At 70.3% G+C, this 13481-nt stretch carries 15 protein-coding genes and 1 pseudogene; 8 read left to right on the top strand and 8 right to left on the bottom strand.

Annotated elements, in window-relative coordinates; genetic code table 11:
• Nucleotides 1-448 precede the first annotated feature (448 nt).
• The 3 genes from ACIBHX_RS35345 to ACIBHX_RS35335 are packed head-to-tail and all read left to right on the top strand — an operon-like array spanning nt 449 to nt 3213.
• Entirely contained in the window at nt 449-1315 is an 867-nt protein-coding gene (locus tag ACIBHX_RS35345; protein ID WP_397071769.1) for a mechanosensitive ion channel family protein, read from the top strand.
• A gap of 9 nt (nt 1316-1324) precedes the next feature.
• Nucleotides 1325-1705: a globin gene (locus tag ACIBHX_RS35340; protein WP_397071768.1), complete on the top strand. Its 381-nt coding sequence runs from the start codon at nt 1325-1327 to the stop codon at nt 1703-1705.
• A 17-nt stretch (nt 1706-1722) separates the two neighbouring features.
• The gene (locus ACIBHX_RS35335; protein ID WP_397071767.1) at nt 1723-3213 is read left to right on the top strand and encodes an alpha-amylase family glycosyl hydrolase; all 1491 of its coding nucleotides are present in this window, start codon (nt 1723-1725) and stop codon (nt 3211-3213) included.
• An 11-nt stretch (nt 3214-3224) separates the two neighbouring features.
• Here ACIBHX_RS35335 and ACIBHX_RS35330 read toward each other — a convergent pair whose 3' ends face one another.
• The 4 genes and pseudogenes from ACIBHX_RS35330 to ACIBHX_RS35315 form a co-directional block, all read right to left on the bottom strand.
• Entirely contained in the window at nt 3225-4400 is a 1176-nt protein-coding gene (locus ACIBHX_RS35330; RefSeq protein WP_397071766.1) for an MFS transporter, read from the bottom strand.
• Complete coding sequence (locus ACIBHX_RS35325) at nt 4397-4771, bottom strand: acyl-CoA thioesterase (protein WP_397071871.1); 375 nt, start codon at nt 4769-4771, stop codon at nt 4397-4399. The genes ACIBHX_RS35330 and ACIBHX_RS35325 overlap by 4 nt, the downstream gene beginning before the upstream one ends.
• 53 nt (nt 4772-4824) lie before the next feature.
• Complete coding sequence (locus ACIBHX_RS35320) at nt 4825-5331, bottom strand: hypothetical protein (RefSeq protein ID WP_397071880.1); 507 nt, start codon at nt 5329-5331, stop codon at nt 4825-4827.
• A gap of 58 nt (nt 5332-5389) precedes the next feature.
• Nucleotides 5390-5563: pseudogene (locus ACIBHX_RS35315) on the bottom strand (MFS transporter); the annotation flags it as partial.
• On the opposite strand from ACIBHX_RS35315, the gene ACIBHX_RS35310 reads away from it, so the two are divergent.
• From ACIBHX_RS35310 to ACIBHX_RS35300, 3 genes are all read left to right on the top strand, one after another.
• A complete protein-coding gene (locus ACIBHX_RS35310) occupies nt 5484-5651 on the top strand; it encodes a hypothetical protein (RefSeq protein WP_397071879.1) in 168 nt (55 codons plus the stop codon). The pseudogene ACIBHX_RS35315 and the gene ACIBHX_RS35310 overlap by 80 nt on opposite strands.
• 105 nt (nt 5652-5756) lie before the next feature.
• Nucleotides 5757-6656, top strand: a complete 900-nt coding sequence (locus ACIBHX_RS35305; protein ID WP_397071765.1) for an SDR family oxidoreductase — start codon at nt 5757-5759, stop codon at nt 6654-6656.
• A gap of 4 nt (nt 6657-6660) precedes the next feature.
• Nucleotides 6661-7470: a MaoC/PaaZ C-terminal domain-containing protein gene (locus ACIBHX_RS35300; RefSeq protein WP_397071764.1), complete on the top strand. Its 810-nt coding sequence runs from the start codon at nt 6661-6663 to the stop codon at nt 7468-7470.
• Here the strand turns inward: ACIBHX_RS35300 and ACIBHX_RS35295 are convergent.
• Nucleotides 7454-8059 (bottom strand): TetR/AcrR family transcriptional regulator, encoded by a 606-nt coding sequence (locus ACIBHX_RS35295; protein WP_397071763.1) that lies wholly within the window; start codon nt 8057-8059, stop codon nt 7454-7456. The genes ACIBHX_RS35300 and ACIBHX_RS35295 overlap by 17 nt on opposite strands.
• A gap of 92 nt (nt 8060-8151) precedes the next feature.
• On the opposite strand from ACIBHX_RS35295, the gene ACIBHX_RS35290 reads away from it, so the two are divergent.
• Together ACIBHX_RS35290 and ACIBHX_RS35285 are read left to right on the top strand one after the other, a co-directional pair.
• The gene (locus tag ACIBHX_RS35290) at nt 8152-9306 is read left to right on the top strand and encodes an acyl-CoA dehydrogenase family protein (protein WP_397071762.1); all 1155 of its coding nucleotides are present in this window, start codon (nt 8152-8154) and stop codon (nt 9304-9306) included.
• Between the two features lies 1 nt (nt 9307).
• On the top strand, nt 9308-11392 hold the full coding sequence (locus ACIBHX_RS35285) for an acetate--CoA ligase family protein (RefSeq protein ID WP_397071761.1): 2085 nt from the start codon (nt 9308-9310) through the stop codon (nt 11390-11392).
• Here ACIBHX_RS35285 and ACIBHX_RS35280 read toward each other — a convergent pair.
• From ACIBHX_RS35280 to ACIBHX_RS35270, 3 genes are read right to left on the bottom strand one after another with little or no spacing between them, the layout of a single operon-like run.
• Nucleotides 11389-12513, bottom strand: coding sequence for a thiolase C-terminal domain-containing protein (locus ACIBHX_RS35280; protein ID WP_397071760.1), 1125 nt, complete (start codon nt 12511-12513; stop codon nt 11389-11391). The two genes, ACIBHX_RS35285 and ACIBHX_RS35280, sit on opposite strands and share 4 nt — an antisense overlap.
• Complete coding sequence (locus tag ACIBHX_RS35275; RefSeq protein ID WP_397071759.1) at nt 12510-12908, bottom strand: Zn-ribbon domain-containing OB-fold protein; 399 nt, start codon at nt 12906-12908, stop codon at nt 12510-12512. The genes ACIBHX_RS35280 and ACIBHX_RS35275 overlap by 4 nt, the downstream gene beginning before the upstream one ends.
• On the bottom strand, nt 12905-13411 hold the full coding sequence (locus ACIBHX_RS35270; RefSeq protein ID WP_397071758.1) for a VOC family protein: 507 nt from the start codon (nt 13409-13411) through the stop codon (nt 12905-12907). Before ACIBHX_RS35270 ends, ACIBHX_RS35275 begins: the two co-directional genes overlap by 4 nt.
• Nucleotides 13412-13481: the final 70 nt, after the last annotated feature.

Raw genomic sequence — 13481 nt, 5'->3', positions numbered from 1 at the left:
GGAGCGCAGCCACCCTGGCTCACCGCACCCACGGCGGCCACACGGAGCCGGCGGGATGCCCGGTGCGGAGGGCCTCCTGTACGCAGGGGCCCTGGGCATCCCGCCGGTTCCGGCTTCCACGAAAGATCGCAGGAACACATAAAGCATAGGAACGGTACGGGACATGCTTCCGGGTGTGTGTCCCGTCCGAGCCGCCCGTCACCGGAGCGTCAAGGCCCGCCCTCCGCGGCCCCGGGCCCTGACGACCCCGTCTTCCCCGGCGTGATGTGACGGCGGCCGGTTCGGTCGGCGGTAGATTTTGGGTCTAAACGGCCTAAAGCCGCCGACCGAACCGTTTCCTAGGAGGATCTCGCCAGTGTTCACGTCGCCTATGGAAGGCCTCGAGAAGATGGGCTCCCAGCTCGCTCTGAGCTGTGGTGGCGACAGCATCTGCTCTACTCTCGTCGGGGTGTTCGGGAATGCGCCGTGGGCTCCCCTGGTCGCCAGCGGCATCACCATTGTCCTGATCCTGATCCTGGCGTTCGTTGTGCGGAACATCACACATCGCTTGATCACCAGGGTCGTCAACCAAGCGGCGACCGGATCGTCGATCACCGGCCGCTTCCGCAAGGGCAACGGCGCGACCGAAGGCATCGACGCGCTCCTCCACGAGCGGCGCAAGCAGCGCGCCGAGACGATGGGCTCGGTGCTCAAGCACGTCGCCTCCATCGTCGTGATGGGCACCGCCGTGCTGACCGTGCTCGACCGGCTCACCATCCCGATCGCGCCGCTGCTGACCAGCGTCGGCATCCTCGGCGTGGCCATCGGCTTCGGCGCGCAGGAGCTGGTCAAGGACTTCATCGCCGGCATGTTCATGCTGCTGGAGGACCAGTACGGCGTGGGCGACGTGATCGACGCGGGGGCCGCCTCCGGCACGGTCGAGGCCGTCACCCTGCGCGTCACCCGGCTGCGCGACGCCGACGGCCGCGTCTGGTACGTCCGCAACGGCACCATCACCCGCGTGGGCAACGAGTCGCAGGGCTGGTCGCGCGCCTACCTCGACGTCCCCGTCGCCTACGACAGCGACGTCCCCGCCGTCCGGGCGCTGCTCGACAAGGTGGCGGACGAGATCTGGGGCGACCCCGAGTTCCGCGAGACGATGATCGTGGAGGAGCCGTCGGTGTTCGGCGTCGAACAGCTGTCCGACAGCTCGATGGTGTTCAGGATCTCGGCCAAGACGCTGCCCGCCCAGCAGGCCCAGGTGGCCAGGGAGCTGAGGCTGCGGGTGAAGTCGGCACTCGACTCGGCGGGCATCGCCATGGCCGCCAGCGCATAGGCTAATCGGGTGACAGAAACCTCCTTCTATGAGGCCGTCGGGGGCGAGGAGACCTTCCGGCGGCTCGTGCACGCCTTCTACGAAGGAGTCGCCGAGGATCCGCTGCTGCGCCCCCTCTACCCCGAGGAAGACCTCGCGGGCGCGGAAGAGCGGCTCCGCGGGTTCCTCATCCAGTACTGGGGCGGGCCGAACACCTACAGCCAGGAGCGCGGCCATCCGCGGCTGCGGATGCGGCACATGCCGTTCGTCATCGGCGAGGCCGAGCGCGACGCGTGGCTCAAGCACATGCACGACGCGGTCCAGTCGCTGGAGCTGGCTCCCGAGCAGGAGACCCGGCTGTGGGACTATCTCGTCTACGCGGCGCAAAGCCTGGTGAACTCGCCGACATAACGGGCAATACACGCCACATGGATATCCCCTGGTGGCGTGATGCCGTCGTCTACGAGATCTATGTCCGCAGTTTCGCCGACGCCTCGGGCGACGGCGTGGGTGACCTGCCCGGGATCAGGGAACGCCTGCCGTACCTGAAGGAACTGGGCGTCGACGCCATCTGGCTGACGCCCTTCTATCCCTCGCCGATGGCCGACGGCGGGTACGACGTGGCCGACTACCGGGATGTCGACCCGCTGTTCGGCACGCTGGGCGACTTCGAAGCGCTGGTGGGCGACGCGCACGAGGTGGGGCTGCGGGTGATCGTCGACATCGTGCCCAACCACAGCTCCGACCGGCACCCGTGGTTCCGCCAGGGGCTGCGCGACCGGTACGTCTTCGCCGACGAGCCGAACAACTGGCAGTCGACCTTCGGCGGGCCGGCCTGGACGCGGGTCGCCGACGGATCGTGGTACCTGCATCTGTTCGCGCCCGAGCAGCCGGACTTCAACTGGCGCAACCCTGCGGTGCACGAGGAGTTCCTCGACATCCTGCGGTTCTGGCTGGACAGGGGTGTCGACGGGTTCCGCATCGACGTGGCGATGGGGCTGTACAAGGCCGAGGGCCTGCCGGACGTCAAGGACCAGTCGTTCAAGTCGCACTCGCCGGTGTGGGGGCAGCCCGAGGTGCACGGCGTCTACCGCGCGTGGCGCAAGGTGCTCGACTCCTATCCGGGCGAGCGGATGGCCGTGGGCGAGGTGTGGACCGACAGCGCCGGGGATCTCGCGCGGTACGTGCGGCCTGACGAGCTCCAGCAGAGCTTCAACTTCGCCTGGCTGCTGGCCCCTTGGTCGGCGCAGGCCTTCAAGAAGGTGATCGACGACACGCTGGCGGCGGTGCCGTTCGCCACCTGGGTGCTGTCCAACCATGACGTGGTGCGCCACCGGACGCGCTACGCAACCGCCGATCCCGGAACTGGACTCATGCGGGCAAAAGCCGCATTACTGACAATGCTCGCGCTTCCCGGGTCGGTATATCTCTACCAGGGGGAGGAACTTGGCCTACCCGAGGTAGAGGATCTTCCCCCGGAGGCTCGCCAGGATCCCGTTTTCGCCCGATCCAAGGGCAAGATCCCAGGGCGGGACGGCTGCCGGGTGCCCCTTCCCTGGACTACCGGCAGCCGGTCCTTCGGTTTCTCCTCCGACGGCGTCGCACCCTGGCTTCCGCAGCCGGCCGGATTCGCCGAACTCAGCGCCGAGCGCCAGAGCGGGGACCCCGACTCCACCCTCGAGTTCTACCGCCGAGCCCTGTCCTGCCGCCGTGACCTGGTGCGATCGATTCCTTACGCCTTGGAGTGGCTGGCTTCCCCCGAGGGTGCGCTTTTCTTCACCCGCGGCCTGCTGACCTGCGCGATCAATTGCGGCACCGATCCGGTACGGCTACCGCCCCACACCGCGGTCCTGCTGACCTCCGGCCCCCTCGACGGAGACCGTCTGCCTCCTGACACGGCGGCCTGGCTGTCCGGTTGACCTCCGAAGGCTTAGCGGGGGTCGCGTTCGCCGCGGGCCGGGATGAGCGGGAGTGAGATCAGGGCGCAGGCCAGACCCGCGGCGAAGCCGGCGCCGTAGCCGGGGCCTGCGATCAGGAGCCCGGCCAGCGGCGTGACGATCAGGGCGACCACGTTCTGGACGCTGTTGTGGACGCCGAGCACGCGGCCCGCCCAGCCTGGTCCCGCCAGCTCGCCGGCCTTCAGGTAGGCCAGGCCGTTCCCCGCGACCGTGATCACCGTGGCCAGGGCGAGCATGACGGGGCCCAGCCAGGAGCGGGTGACCACGCCGAGGATGAGCAGCGACACCACCGCCACGGTCCCGAGCGTGAGCCGCCGCAGCGGCCCCATGCGCATCCCGACCCGGTCGGACCACCGGCCGACCACGATCCTGACCGCCGCGCCGCCGATGGCCGCCACGCCGAACAGCTGCCCGGCGGCCACGCTGTCCCATCGGTAGAGGCCCACCAGGCAGGCCACGCCGTACGTGCTGACGATCACCTGGGGCACCGTGTGCAGCCCGCTGGTGGCGTGCACACGCCACAGCGACCGCTGCCGGTACGGCGAGCCGTCGGAAGCCGCGGGCCCGCTGGACAGGGACCGCGGCGGCTCGGCCAGGAACAGCCCGGCCAGCACGGCGGCGACCAGGCTGACCGCGGCGCAGACGAGCAGCACGCCGGTGATGCCGTGCGCGTGGGAGACCGGCGGCAGGACGAAGGCGGCCACCGCCATGCCGAGCGTGTAGGACACCTGGCGCAGACCCATCGCGACGCCGCGCTCCGGCGGTTCGAACCAGCGCAGCACGATGCGTCCGCCGCCCACCATGGCGGCCGAGCCCGCCGCGCCGGCCAGCGCGAGCAGGGTCACCACCGCCCAGGCGGAGCCGGCCATCGCCACGGCGGCGAACAGCACGGCGGCGGCGCCGACGCCCGTGCCCAGGATGAGCCGCTCGCCGCGCCGGTCGGCGAGCAGGCCCCAGACGACCAGGGCGGCCAGAACCCCGAAGCTGGGGGCGTTGGCGATGACGCCCGCCACGGGCAACGAGACGCCGAAGTTACGCTGGATGTCGGGGATCACCAGCGGGAGCCCGAATAATCCCAAGGTGACGCTGGCATGCGCGTTGACGCCTAACGCCAGCATGAGCCAGCGCCGCCTACCTTGATCTTTCACGCGAATTTCGTGAGATACGTGAGCTCGTCCTCGTTGAGGCGGCGCGGGGCGGCCCGCTCGACGTCGTAGGCCACGATGACGGACCTGGCGGTGACGTAGAGGTCGTGGTCGTCGAGGATCTCGTGCTCGAGCGTGAACCGGGCGGCCCTGATCTCGGTCACCCAGGTCTCCACCCTGACGGGCTCGGCCCTGAAGTCGAGCGGGCGGCGGTACTCGATCTCGTGCTTGGCCACCACAAGGCCCTTGAACGGCCCCTCCCCCGCGCGGTGCGGGTCCAGGTGGAACATCTCGAACCGGGCGTCCTCCAGGTAGTCGAGGAAGCGGACGTTGTTCACGTGACCGAGGGAGTCGATGTCCGCGAATCTGACCATGCGCAGAAAGACGTGCCGTTGTGCAACCACGGCAGCCACCGTACCGGCCGGGGTCAGCTCCGCCTTCCCCGGGCCAGGCACGCCAGCACGTTCACCACCGAGATGACCGCCGTGCAGGCCAGCGCCCACCGGTATCCGGTGACCAACTGCTCGATCGGCCCGCCGGTCAGGGTCCCCGCGAACACCCGGTCGTGCAGGACGGCGGGCAGCGGCGCCGTGATGATCGACAGGTTCAGCGCGGTGCCCACGACCACGCCGGTGTTCTGCAGCATGAGCCGCATCGCGTTGACGATGCCCAGCCGGTCGGAGGGCTGCCCGTGCAGGATCACGGTGGTGTTGGAGGGCAGGAACACCCCCGATCCGAACCCGATGAGCACGGTCGCCGCCGCCAGCACGGGGTACGGCACGCTCGAGGAGATCGTGGCCAGCATCAGCACCAGCCCGGCCGTGGTGATCGAGGCTCCGGCCGCCGCGAGCGCGCGTGCGCTCAGCCGGCGCTGCAGGAAGCCGGACCCCGCCGAGGCGAACATCGCCGCGATCGACAGCGGCAGCACCTTCACCCCCGCCGGCCGCCTGCAGCACGCGGAGCCCGACGATCGCCCAGGCGGTGGGTGCGAGCCCGGCCAGTAACGCGGCCAGCGTGTAGGTTCCCAGCCCGAGCAGGTACATCGACCGCCTGCCGTACATGTCGGCGAGGCGGCCGAATGTCACCATGAGAACGGTGGTGGTCAGCTGGAAGGCGAGCAGGATCCAGCTCGCGGCCGCGGCGTCGGCGTGGGTGTGCCGGGCGATCTCGGGCAGCGCCACGTTGATCGCGCTGCCGCCCAGCCCGGTGAGCACGCTGGCCAGGCTCACCACGGACAGGGTCCGCCAGGCGTAGCGCAGGTCCCGCCGCCCTTCCACGACCACGGTCAAGGCTCTACTCTTTCTAGATTCCAATACTAGAATCTAGTTCGCACAGGCTGTCGGTCAAGGAGTGGGTCGGATGATCGGGATCATGGAGGACCGCGTCGTCATCGTCACGGGCGCGGCCAGGGGCATCGGACGCGGGCACGCGCTGGAGTTCGCCAGGCAGGGCGCCCGGGTGGTGGTCAACGACCTGGGCGCGGCCGTGGACGGGACCGGATCGTCCGACGCCGCCAACGAGGTCGTCGAGGAGATCAGGGCGCTGGGCGGCGAGGCGATCGTCAACGGCGAGGACGTCTCCGACTTCGACGGCGCCGGACGCCTGGTGCAGGCGGCCATCGACCACTTCGGCGACGTGCACGCGGTGGTCAACAACGCCGGCATCCTGCGCGACCGGATGCTGGTGAACATGACGGCCGAGGAATGGGACGCGGTGATCCGGGTGCACCTGCGCGGCACGTTCGCGCCGATGCGGCACGCGGCGGCCTACTGGCGGGCCAGGGCCAAGGCCGGACACGAGGTGGACGCCCGGATCATCAACACCACCTCCTCCTCCGGCATCTACGGCAATCCGGGGCAGGGCAACTACGGCGCGGCCAAGGCGGGCATCGCCGCGCTGACGGTCATCACGGCGCAGGAGCTGGAGCGGTACGGCGTGACGGTCAACGCGATCGCGCCCGCGGCGCTGACCCGGATGACCGAGAACCTGGTCACCGGGCAGGGTTCCGGCCTGGCCACCGCGGACCCCGACGACATCGCGCCGCTGGTGGTCTGGCTGGCCAGCAGGGAGGCGCGCGGGATCACCGGCCGGGTGTTCAACGTGCGGGCCGGGATGATCAGCGTGGCCGAGGGCTGGCACGCGGGCCCCGCCGTGGACAAGGGCACCCGGTGGGACCCGGCCGAGCTGGGCGGGGTGATCCCCGACCTGGTCGCCAAGGCCGCCAAGAACGCCCTGACCAACGGCCGGATCCCGGAGTAGGGCGATGGGACTCGACCACGACCTGATCGGCGTCGAGAGCGAGCCGGTCGAGCGGACCTGGACCGCCAAGGACACCATGCTGTACGCGCTCGGCGTGGGCGCGGGGACCTCCGAGCTGGCGTACACGACGGAGAAGGACCAGCGGGCGCTTCCCACCTTCGCGGTGCTCGCCGCCCAGGCGCCGACGGGGCGCCGGCTGGGCGACTTCGATCCCGCCATGCTGGTCCATGCCGAGCAGGCCTTCGAGCTGCACCGGGAGCTGCCGCCCGCGGGCGGGGTGCGCACGTCGTCGCGCGTGACCGGGATCTACGACAAGGGATCGGGGGCGCTGGTGACGACCGAGGCCAGGGCCGTCGATCTGGCGACCGGCGAGCCGGTGATCACCAGCAGGAGCGCGGTGTTCATCCGGGGCGAGGGCGGGTTCGGCGGTCCGCGGGGGCCACGGTCCGAGTGGGCCGAGCCGTCCAGGGATCCCGACCATACGGTGACTTATCACACCAAGCCCGAGCAGGCCCTGATTTATCGCCTGTCGGGCGACTACAACCCCCTGCACTCGGATCCTGAATTCGCGGCCCGCGCCGGGTTCCCCCGTCCGATCCTGCACGGCCTGTGCACGTACGGGATCACCGGGCGGGCCCTGCTCCACGCGCTGGGCGGTCTCCGCGCGATGTCGGGGCGCTTCACCAGCCCGGTCTTCCCCGGCGAGTCATTGACGGTCTCGATCTGGGCCGACGGTGACGGGGTGCTCTTCCGCACCGCCAAGGACGACGGCACCGTGGTGCTCGACCACGGGCGGGCTACTCGGGGGGCTTGAGCGGATCCAGGCGGCGGATGAGGACCATCGCGGCGTCGATGACCTCCTGCGCCGCCTTTTCCGTGTCGCTGGTGACGACCTCCCGCGCCGCTTCGCCGACGATGCTGGTCAGCACGGTGACCATGAAGCGGTCGATGGGGTCACCGCTGGCCCCGAGCAGGACCGCGTTCTGCCGGATCCACTCGCGGCCCCGGGTGCGGCGGATCAGCGCGAAGCCGGGTGGCCCGTCGCCCTCCATGAAGAGCCTGACCAGGTCCCGCCGCTCCCAGGCCCCGGCCAGGTAGGCCCGCGCGCCCGCGATGAGCAGCTCGACCGGGTCGTCCACCCCGGCCTGCTTGGCCTTGGCCACGCTGGAGGCCGAGGCGTCCTCGTGCGCGGCCTGGTGGTCCTCGTACAGCGCCAGGAACAGCTCGGTCTTGCCACCGAAGTGGTGGTAGAGACTGCCGACGCTGGAGCCCGCGCGGGCCACCACGTCGGCGACGTTGGACTCGGCGAAGCCGTGCTCGGCGAAGACCTCGCGCGCCGCCTGCAGCATGCTCTGGCGCGTCTGCGCCGTGCGACTCCACTCCCATGAGGACTTGCGTGCCATGCCCTCGATTCTAGAACTTGATTCTTGACACCTGGGCCACCTCGACTAGAACCTATTATTAGAGGAGCATTCTAGAAATTGTGGAGGCGGCGATGGACTTCTCACTCAGCTCCGAGGAACGTCAGATCCGCGACACGGTCCGGTCCTTCGTGGAGAAGGAGATCATGCCGCTGGAGCCCGATGTACTGCGCAACGAGCGGGCCGGGCGCCCCGGCATCGACCCCAAGGTGCACCGCGACCTGCGGGCCAAGGCCAGGAAGATGGGCTTCTGGGGCATCAACACCCCCGAGGAGTACGGCGGGGCCGCGCTGGGCCCGGTGATGTCCGCGATCATCGTGATGGAGCTGGGCAGGACCTTCGTCCCGTTCTCCTTCGGCGGCTCGGCCGACAACATCCTCTACGCGGGCACCGACGAGCAGAAGCAGCGCTACCTGATCCCGACGATCGAGGGCGAGCGTCGTTCCTGCTTCGCGATCACCGAGCCGGGCGCGGGCTCCGACGCCCGCAGCATCCGCGCCAGGGCCGTGCGCGACGGCGCCGAGTGGGTCATCAACGGGGAGAAGACGTTCATCACCGGCGGGAACGAGGCCGACTTCGTCATGGTCTTCGCCGTGGCCGAGCCGTACGGAGTGACCTGTTTCCTGGCCGACAGGGACATGGGGTGGCGCTCGGAGCCGATCCCGACGATGGGCGAGTGGGGGCCCGCCTCGCTGGTGTTCCAGGACGTGCGGGTGCCGGAGGAGAACATCCTCGGGGAGCTGGGCAAGGGTTTCGACCTGGCGATGCAGTGGATCGGGCAGGGCCGGTACATGATCCCGGCCAGGGCGATCGGCTCGGCCGAGCGGATGCTGGGCATGGCCATCGACTACGCCAAGATCCGCAAGTCCATGGGACAGACGATCTCCGAGTACCAGGCGATCCAGTGGATGATCGCGGACTCGCAGGTGGAGATCGAGGCGGCCAAGTGGCTCACGCTGTACGCGGCCTGGCGGGTGCAGGAGGGCATGGACGCGCGGCACGCCTCCTCCATCGCCAAGCTCAACGGGGCGGTCATGGCCAACCAGGTGGTCGACCGGGTGCTGCAGATCCACGGCGGCATGGGTTACACCAAGGAGCTGCCGATCGAGCGGTGGTATCGGGAGCTGCGGCTGCTGCGGATCTTCGAGGGCACCGACGAGATCCAGCGGCGGACGATCGCGCGGAACCTGATCAAGGGTCACGTGCGGCTCGGCACCATCGGGGAGTGACATGAGCGTCGCAGATCTGTTCAATCCGCGTTCCATCGCCCTGGTCGGGGCGACCGACAAGTCGGGCTGGTCCATCAGCACGCTGCTCAACCTGCGCACCCACGGCTTCGCCGGCGAGGTGCACCTGGTCAACCCGCGGGGCGGGGTGGTGCACGGGATGCCCGCCCACCGCAGCCTGTCGGAGATCCCGGGGCCCGTGGACCTGGCGTACGTCATGGTGCCGACGGGCGCGGTGCTGCCCGTGCTGCGGGAGGGCGCCAAGCTGGGCATCCGGTCGTACGTGATCCTCACGGCGGGCTTCGGCGAGGCAGGTCCTGAGGGTGCCGCGCTGGAGGCCGAGGTCGTCGAGGTGGCCAGGGAACACTCGCTGACGATCCTCGGTCCCAACGGCAACGGGTTCATCAACGCCGCCGTCTCCGTCACACCGTACGGCCTGCCGATTCCCTCCCCGCTGCTGCGCGGGTCGGTGGGCGTGGTGCTGCAGAGCGGGGCGCTGGCCAGTTCGGTCCTCGCCTTCGCCCTGTCCCGGAACATCGGGGTCAGCCTGCTCACGTCGATGGGCAACGAATCGGTCCTCAGCGTGACCGATGTGATCGACTACCTGGTCGACGATCCGGCCACCAAGGTCATCGCGCTGTTCCTGGAGTCGGTCAGGAACCCGGCCGAGTTCTCCCGGGTGGCGCGCAGGGCGCTGCTGGCCGGCAAGCCGATCGTGGCGCTGAAGATCGGCCGCAGCGAGCTCGCCTCGCACACCGCGCAGGCGCACACCGGGGCGCTGGTGGGCGACGACGACGTGATCGACGCCGCGTTCCGTCAGCTCGGCGTGATCCGGGTACGCTCGCTCGAGGATCTCATGATCACCGCCGGGCTGCTCGCGACCACCGGGCCGCTGCCCGGCCGCCGCGTCGGCGTGGTCACCCCGTCGGGCGGCGCCTCGGAGATCATCGCCGACCGGGCCCAGGACGAGGGGCTCACGCTGCCGCCCTTCTCCCCCGGGACGGTGGAACGGCTGGCGGAGTTCCTGCCGTCGTTCGCCACCGTGCAGAACCCGCTGGACGTCACCGGCTACATCCTCATCGACCGGACGCTGCTCAGCCGCGCCCTGGCGGTGGTGACCCAGGATCCCGGCATCGACCTGGTGATGCTGCTGTCGGAGCCGCCCAAGCTGGCTCCGGCGGATCCCGGCCCGACGCTCGCCGCGTACTCGGCCACCGCCAGGACCATCGCGGGCTCGCCCGTGCCGGTGGTGGCGGTCAGCAACGTCCTCACCGACGTCACGGAGTTCGGCCGTACGGTCCAGCAGGAGACCGGCTATCCGCACGTGCTCGGCGGCATCGAGCACGGCATCCAGGCGATCGGCACCGCCGCCCGCTGGTCGGAGTGGCACGCCCGTGCCCGGGCGGGCGGCGGTCCCGCTCCCGTCACGCTCGCCGTACCGGAGGGCTTCCCCGATCGGGCGGGGGTGTGGGCGGAGCATCGCGCTGCCGCGTTCCTGGGCGAGGCCGGGATACCGGTGGTGCCCTCGCGGCTGGTCCACTCGGCGGAGGAGGCCGTGGCAGCCGCGGACGAACTCGGGTATCCGGTCGTGCTCAAGGTGTCCGCGGACGGGCTCGGCCACAAGAGCGACGTCGGCGGCGTCCACCTCGACCTGGCCACCCCCGACGCGGTCACCGCCGCCTACCGCGCCCTCCCGGGCGCTGACGCCCTCGTACAGCCCCACCGCAGGGGCGGCGTGGAACTGCTGGTGGGCATCGTCCGTGACCCCGCCTGGGGCCTCACACTCGCGGTCGGCCTGGGCGGCGTGTGGGTGGAGGTCCTGCGCGACACGGCCCTGCGCGTCCTGCCGGTCGACCACCACGAGGTACGGCAGGCGTTGACGGAGCTGCGTGGCGCCCACCTCCTGGCAGGCGCCCGCGGCACCCCACCGGCCGATCTCGACGCCGTCGCCGCCGTCGTGACCCGCCTGGCCGCGCTCGCCGAATCCCTCGGCGAGCCCCTGGAGTCCCTGGAGGTCAACCCGCTCCTGGTCACCGGCTCCACGGTGGAGGCCCTCGACGCCCTCATCACCTGGCACACCCTGCTCTAAAGGTGGTTGGCGAGGACGAGGGTGGCGGCCGAGGCGAACATGCCGCCGTTGCCGAGGACGACGCTGATCTCGACGTCGGGCACCTGGGCCGCCGCCTCGCCGCGGAGCTGGCGGACCGACTCCTGGATGGCGAACATGCCGTACATCCCGGTGTGGGTGTACGACAGCCCGCCTCCGTTGGTGTTCATCGGCAGGCGCCCGCCGGGCGAGGTGTGGCCCTCCTCGATGAAGGCCCCGGCCTCCCCGCGCTCGACGAAGCCGAGGTCCTCCAGGCCGTAGATCGGCACGTGGGCGAAGGCGTCGTACACCATGAGATGGTCCACGTCCGTGTGCGAGATCTTGGCCTCGCGGAAGGCCGCCTCCCCCGACATCCGGAACGCCTTGGACGTGGTGAAGTCCTCCATCTGCGAGATGACGGGCGATTCGGCCGCCTCGCCCGCCCCGAGCAGGTGCACCGGGCTGCGCCTGGCCCGCTCCGCGGTGGTGACGATCAGCGCCCCGCCCCCGTCGGTGACCAGGCAGCACTCCAGCAGGTGGAACGGATAGGCGACCAGCCGCGAGGCGAGCACGTCCTCGACCGTGATCGGGTCACGGTACATGGCCCGCGGGTTCATCGACGCCCACCGCCGCTGCGCCACCGCCACCCCGGCCAGCTGCTCGTGCGTGAGCCCGGTCTCCTTCATGTACCGCAGCGCCGTCAGTGTGAACAGCGTCGGCGGCCCCACAACGCCGTAGGGCAGCTCGAACTGCCCGAACACCGAGTCGGCCGCCACCGCGTGCCGCCCCGCCCCCACGCGGGACCTGCCCGACTCCCCATGGGTGATCAGCACGGTACGGCACAGCCCGGCCGAGACGGCCGCGGCGGCATGCCGTACATGGAACAGGAACGACGAGCCGCCCACGGCGGTGCCGTCGAGCCAGGCCGGCGAGATGCCGAGCGCGTGCGCGACCTGGATGGGACCCGGCGTGCCCACGGTGGCGATGCCGTCGATGTCGTCCTTGGTCATCCCCGCGTCGGCCAGCGCGTTGCGCGCCGCCTCCAGGTGCAGCTGCAGGGTCGAGTGGTACGGCAGGCGGCCCACCTCGTCGGTTTCGGCGGCACCGGCGATCACGATGCTCACGCCGCCACCTCCCACAGCGGGATCCACACGTCGCCACGCTGCTCGAAGACCACGCGCAGCGGCAGGTCGAGGGGCAGGTTCTCGGGCGTGATCTCGACGCCGACGAGGTTGGTCATCATACGGACGCCCTCCTCCAGCTCCACGACGGCGATCACGTAGGGGGCCTCGTCCTCGAAGCCGCGGGCAGGGCGATGGTTGATCACGTAGGAGTAGAGCGTGCCGCGGCCGCTGGCGGTGACCCATTCGACCCGTTCGGAGCCGCAGCGCGGGCAGCTCGGCCGGGGGTAGAAGTAGTGCCGCTCGCAGGCCAGGCAGCGCTGGATCCGCAGCTGCCCGGCGGCGGCGCCGTCCCAGAACGGCTGCGTCTCGGGCGTCGGCCTGGGGACGGGCTTCATGGGCTTGGCACCCCGTTGCCCTGCCAGCCTCGGCCCGCCAGCAGCTCCTCGAGCGACGGGCGCGGCTCGCGGTCGCGCGGGCCCGGCTGCGCGAGCTGGATGAGCACGCCGTGGGCCTCCTTGGGGTGCAGGAAGACCTCGCGCCAGCGCGGGTTGGCGAGGTTGAGACCGTGCAGGCGGTAGCCGCGCCCGGTCAGCCGGGCCACCGCGGCGTCGATGTCGCTGACGTGGAAGTTCAGGTGATGAACCCCGCCGCGACCGCGGGTGAGCTCGAAGAAGCTGTCGAAGAACGTCGAGCCGGCCAGCGGCTCCATCAGCTCGACCTTGCTGCCGTTGGCGTACTGCAGTTGCAGCGTCCGGTAGCCGCTGTCCGGGTGGTCGCCACCACCCAGGTACACCCCGCCCAGCAGGTCACGGTAGATCGGCAGCAGGTCCCTGATCCGGGGCGCGGCCACGGCCGTGTGGTCGAAGCTGACCTCCAGACCGTCGAGTTCAAGATCCACGTACGACTCCTTTCTTGGACCCAATCCTAGAATCACATTCCAATCATTGCATCCCTTGACTCGGGCGACC

The organism is Nonomuraea sp. NPDC050536, from assembly GCF_044457685.1.
In the GTDB taxonomy this organism is placed as follows: Bacteria; Actinomycetota; Actinomycetes; order Streptosporangiales; family Streptosporangiaceae; genus Nonomuraea.
The sequence above is the reverse complement of the archived record's forward strand: the minus strand, read 5'-3'. Positions and strand labels throughout refer to the sequence as shown.

Excerpts from the sequence above, each read along its gene's own strand:
- ACIBHX_RS35335 (WP_397071767.1), top strand. The coding sequence starts at position 1,723 with ATGGATATCCCCTGGTGGCGTGATGCCGTCGTCTACGAGATCTATGTC.
- ACIBHX_RS35325 (WP_397071871.1), bottom strand. The coding sequence starts at position 4,771 with ATGGTCAGATTCGCGGACATCGACTCCCTCGGTCACGTGAACAACGTC.
- ACIBHX_RS35310 (WP_397071879.1), top strand. The coding sequence starts at position 5,484 with ATGAGAACGGTGGTGGTCAGCTGGAAGGCGAGCAGGATCCAGCTCGCG.
- ACIBHX_RS35305 (WP_397071765.1), top strand. The coding sequence starts at position 5,757 with ATGATCGGGATCATGGAGGACCGCGTCGTCATCGTCACGGGCGCGGCC.
- ACIBHX_RS35300 (WP_397071764.1), top strand. The coding sequence starts at position 6,661 with ATGGGACTCGACCACGACCTGATCGGCGTCGAGAGCGAGCCGGTCGAG.
- ACIBHX_RS35295 (WP_397071763.1), bottom strand. The coding sequence starts at position 8,059 with ATGGCACGCAAGTCCTCATGGGAGTGGAGTCGCACGGCGCAGACGCGC.
- ACIBHX_RS35290 (WP_397071762.1), top strand. The coding sequence starts at position 8,152 with ATGGACTTCTCACTCAGCTCCGAGGAACGTCAGATCCGCGACACGGTC.
- ACIBHX_RS35285 (WP_397071761.1), top strand. The coding sequence starts at position 9,308 with ATGAGCGTCGCAGATCTGTTCAATCCGCGTTCCATCGCCCTGGTCGGG.
- ACIBHX_RS35275 (WP_397071759.1), bottom strand. The coding sequence starts at position 12,908 with ATGAAGCCCGTCCCCAGGCCGACGCCCGAGACGCAGCCGTTCTGGGAC.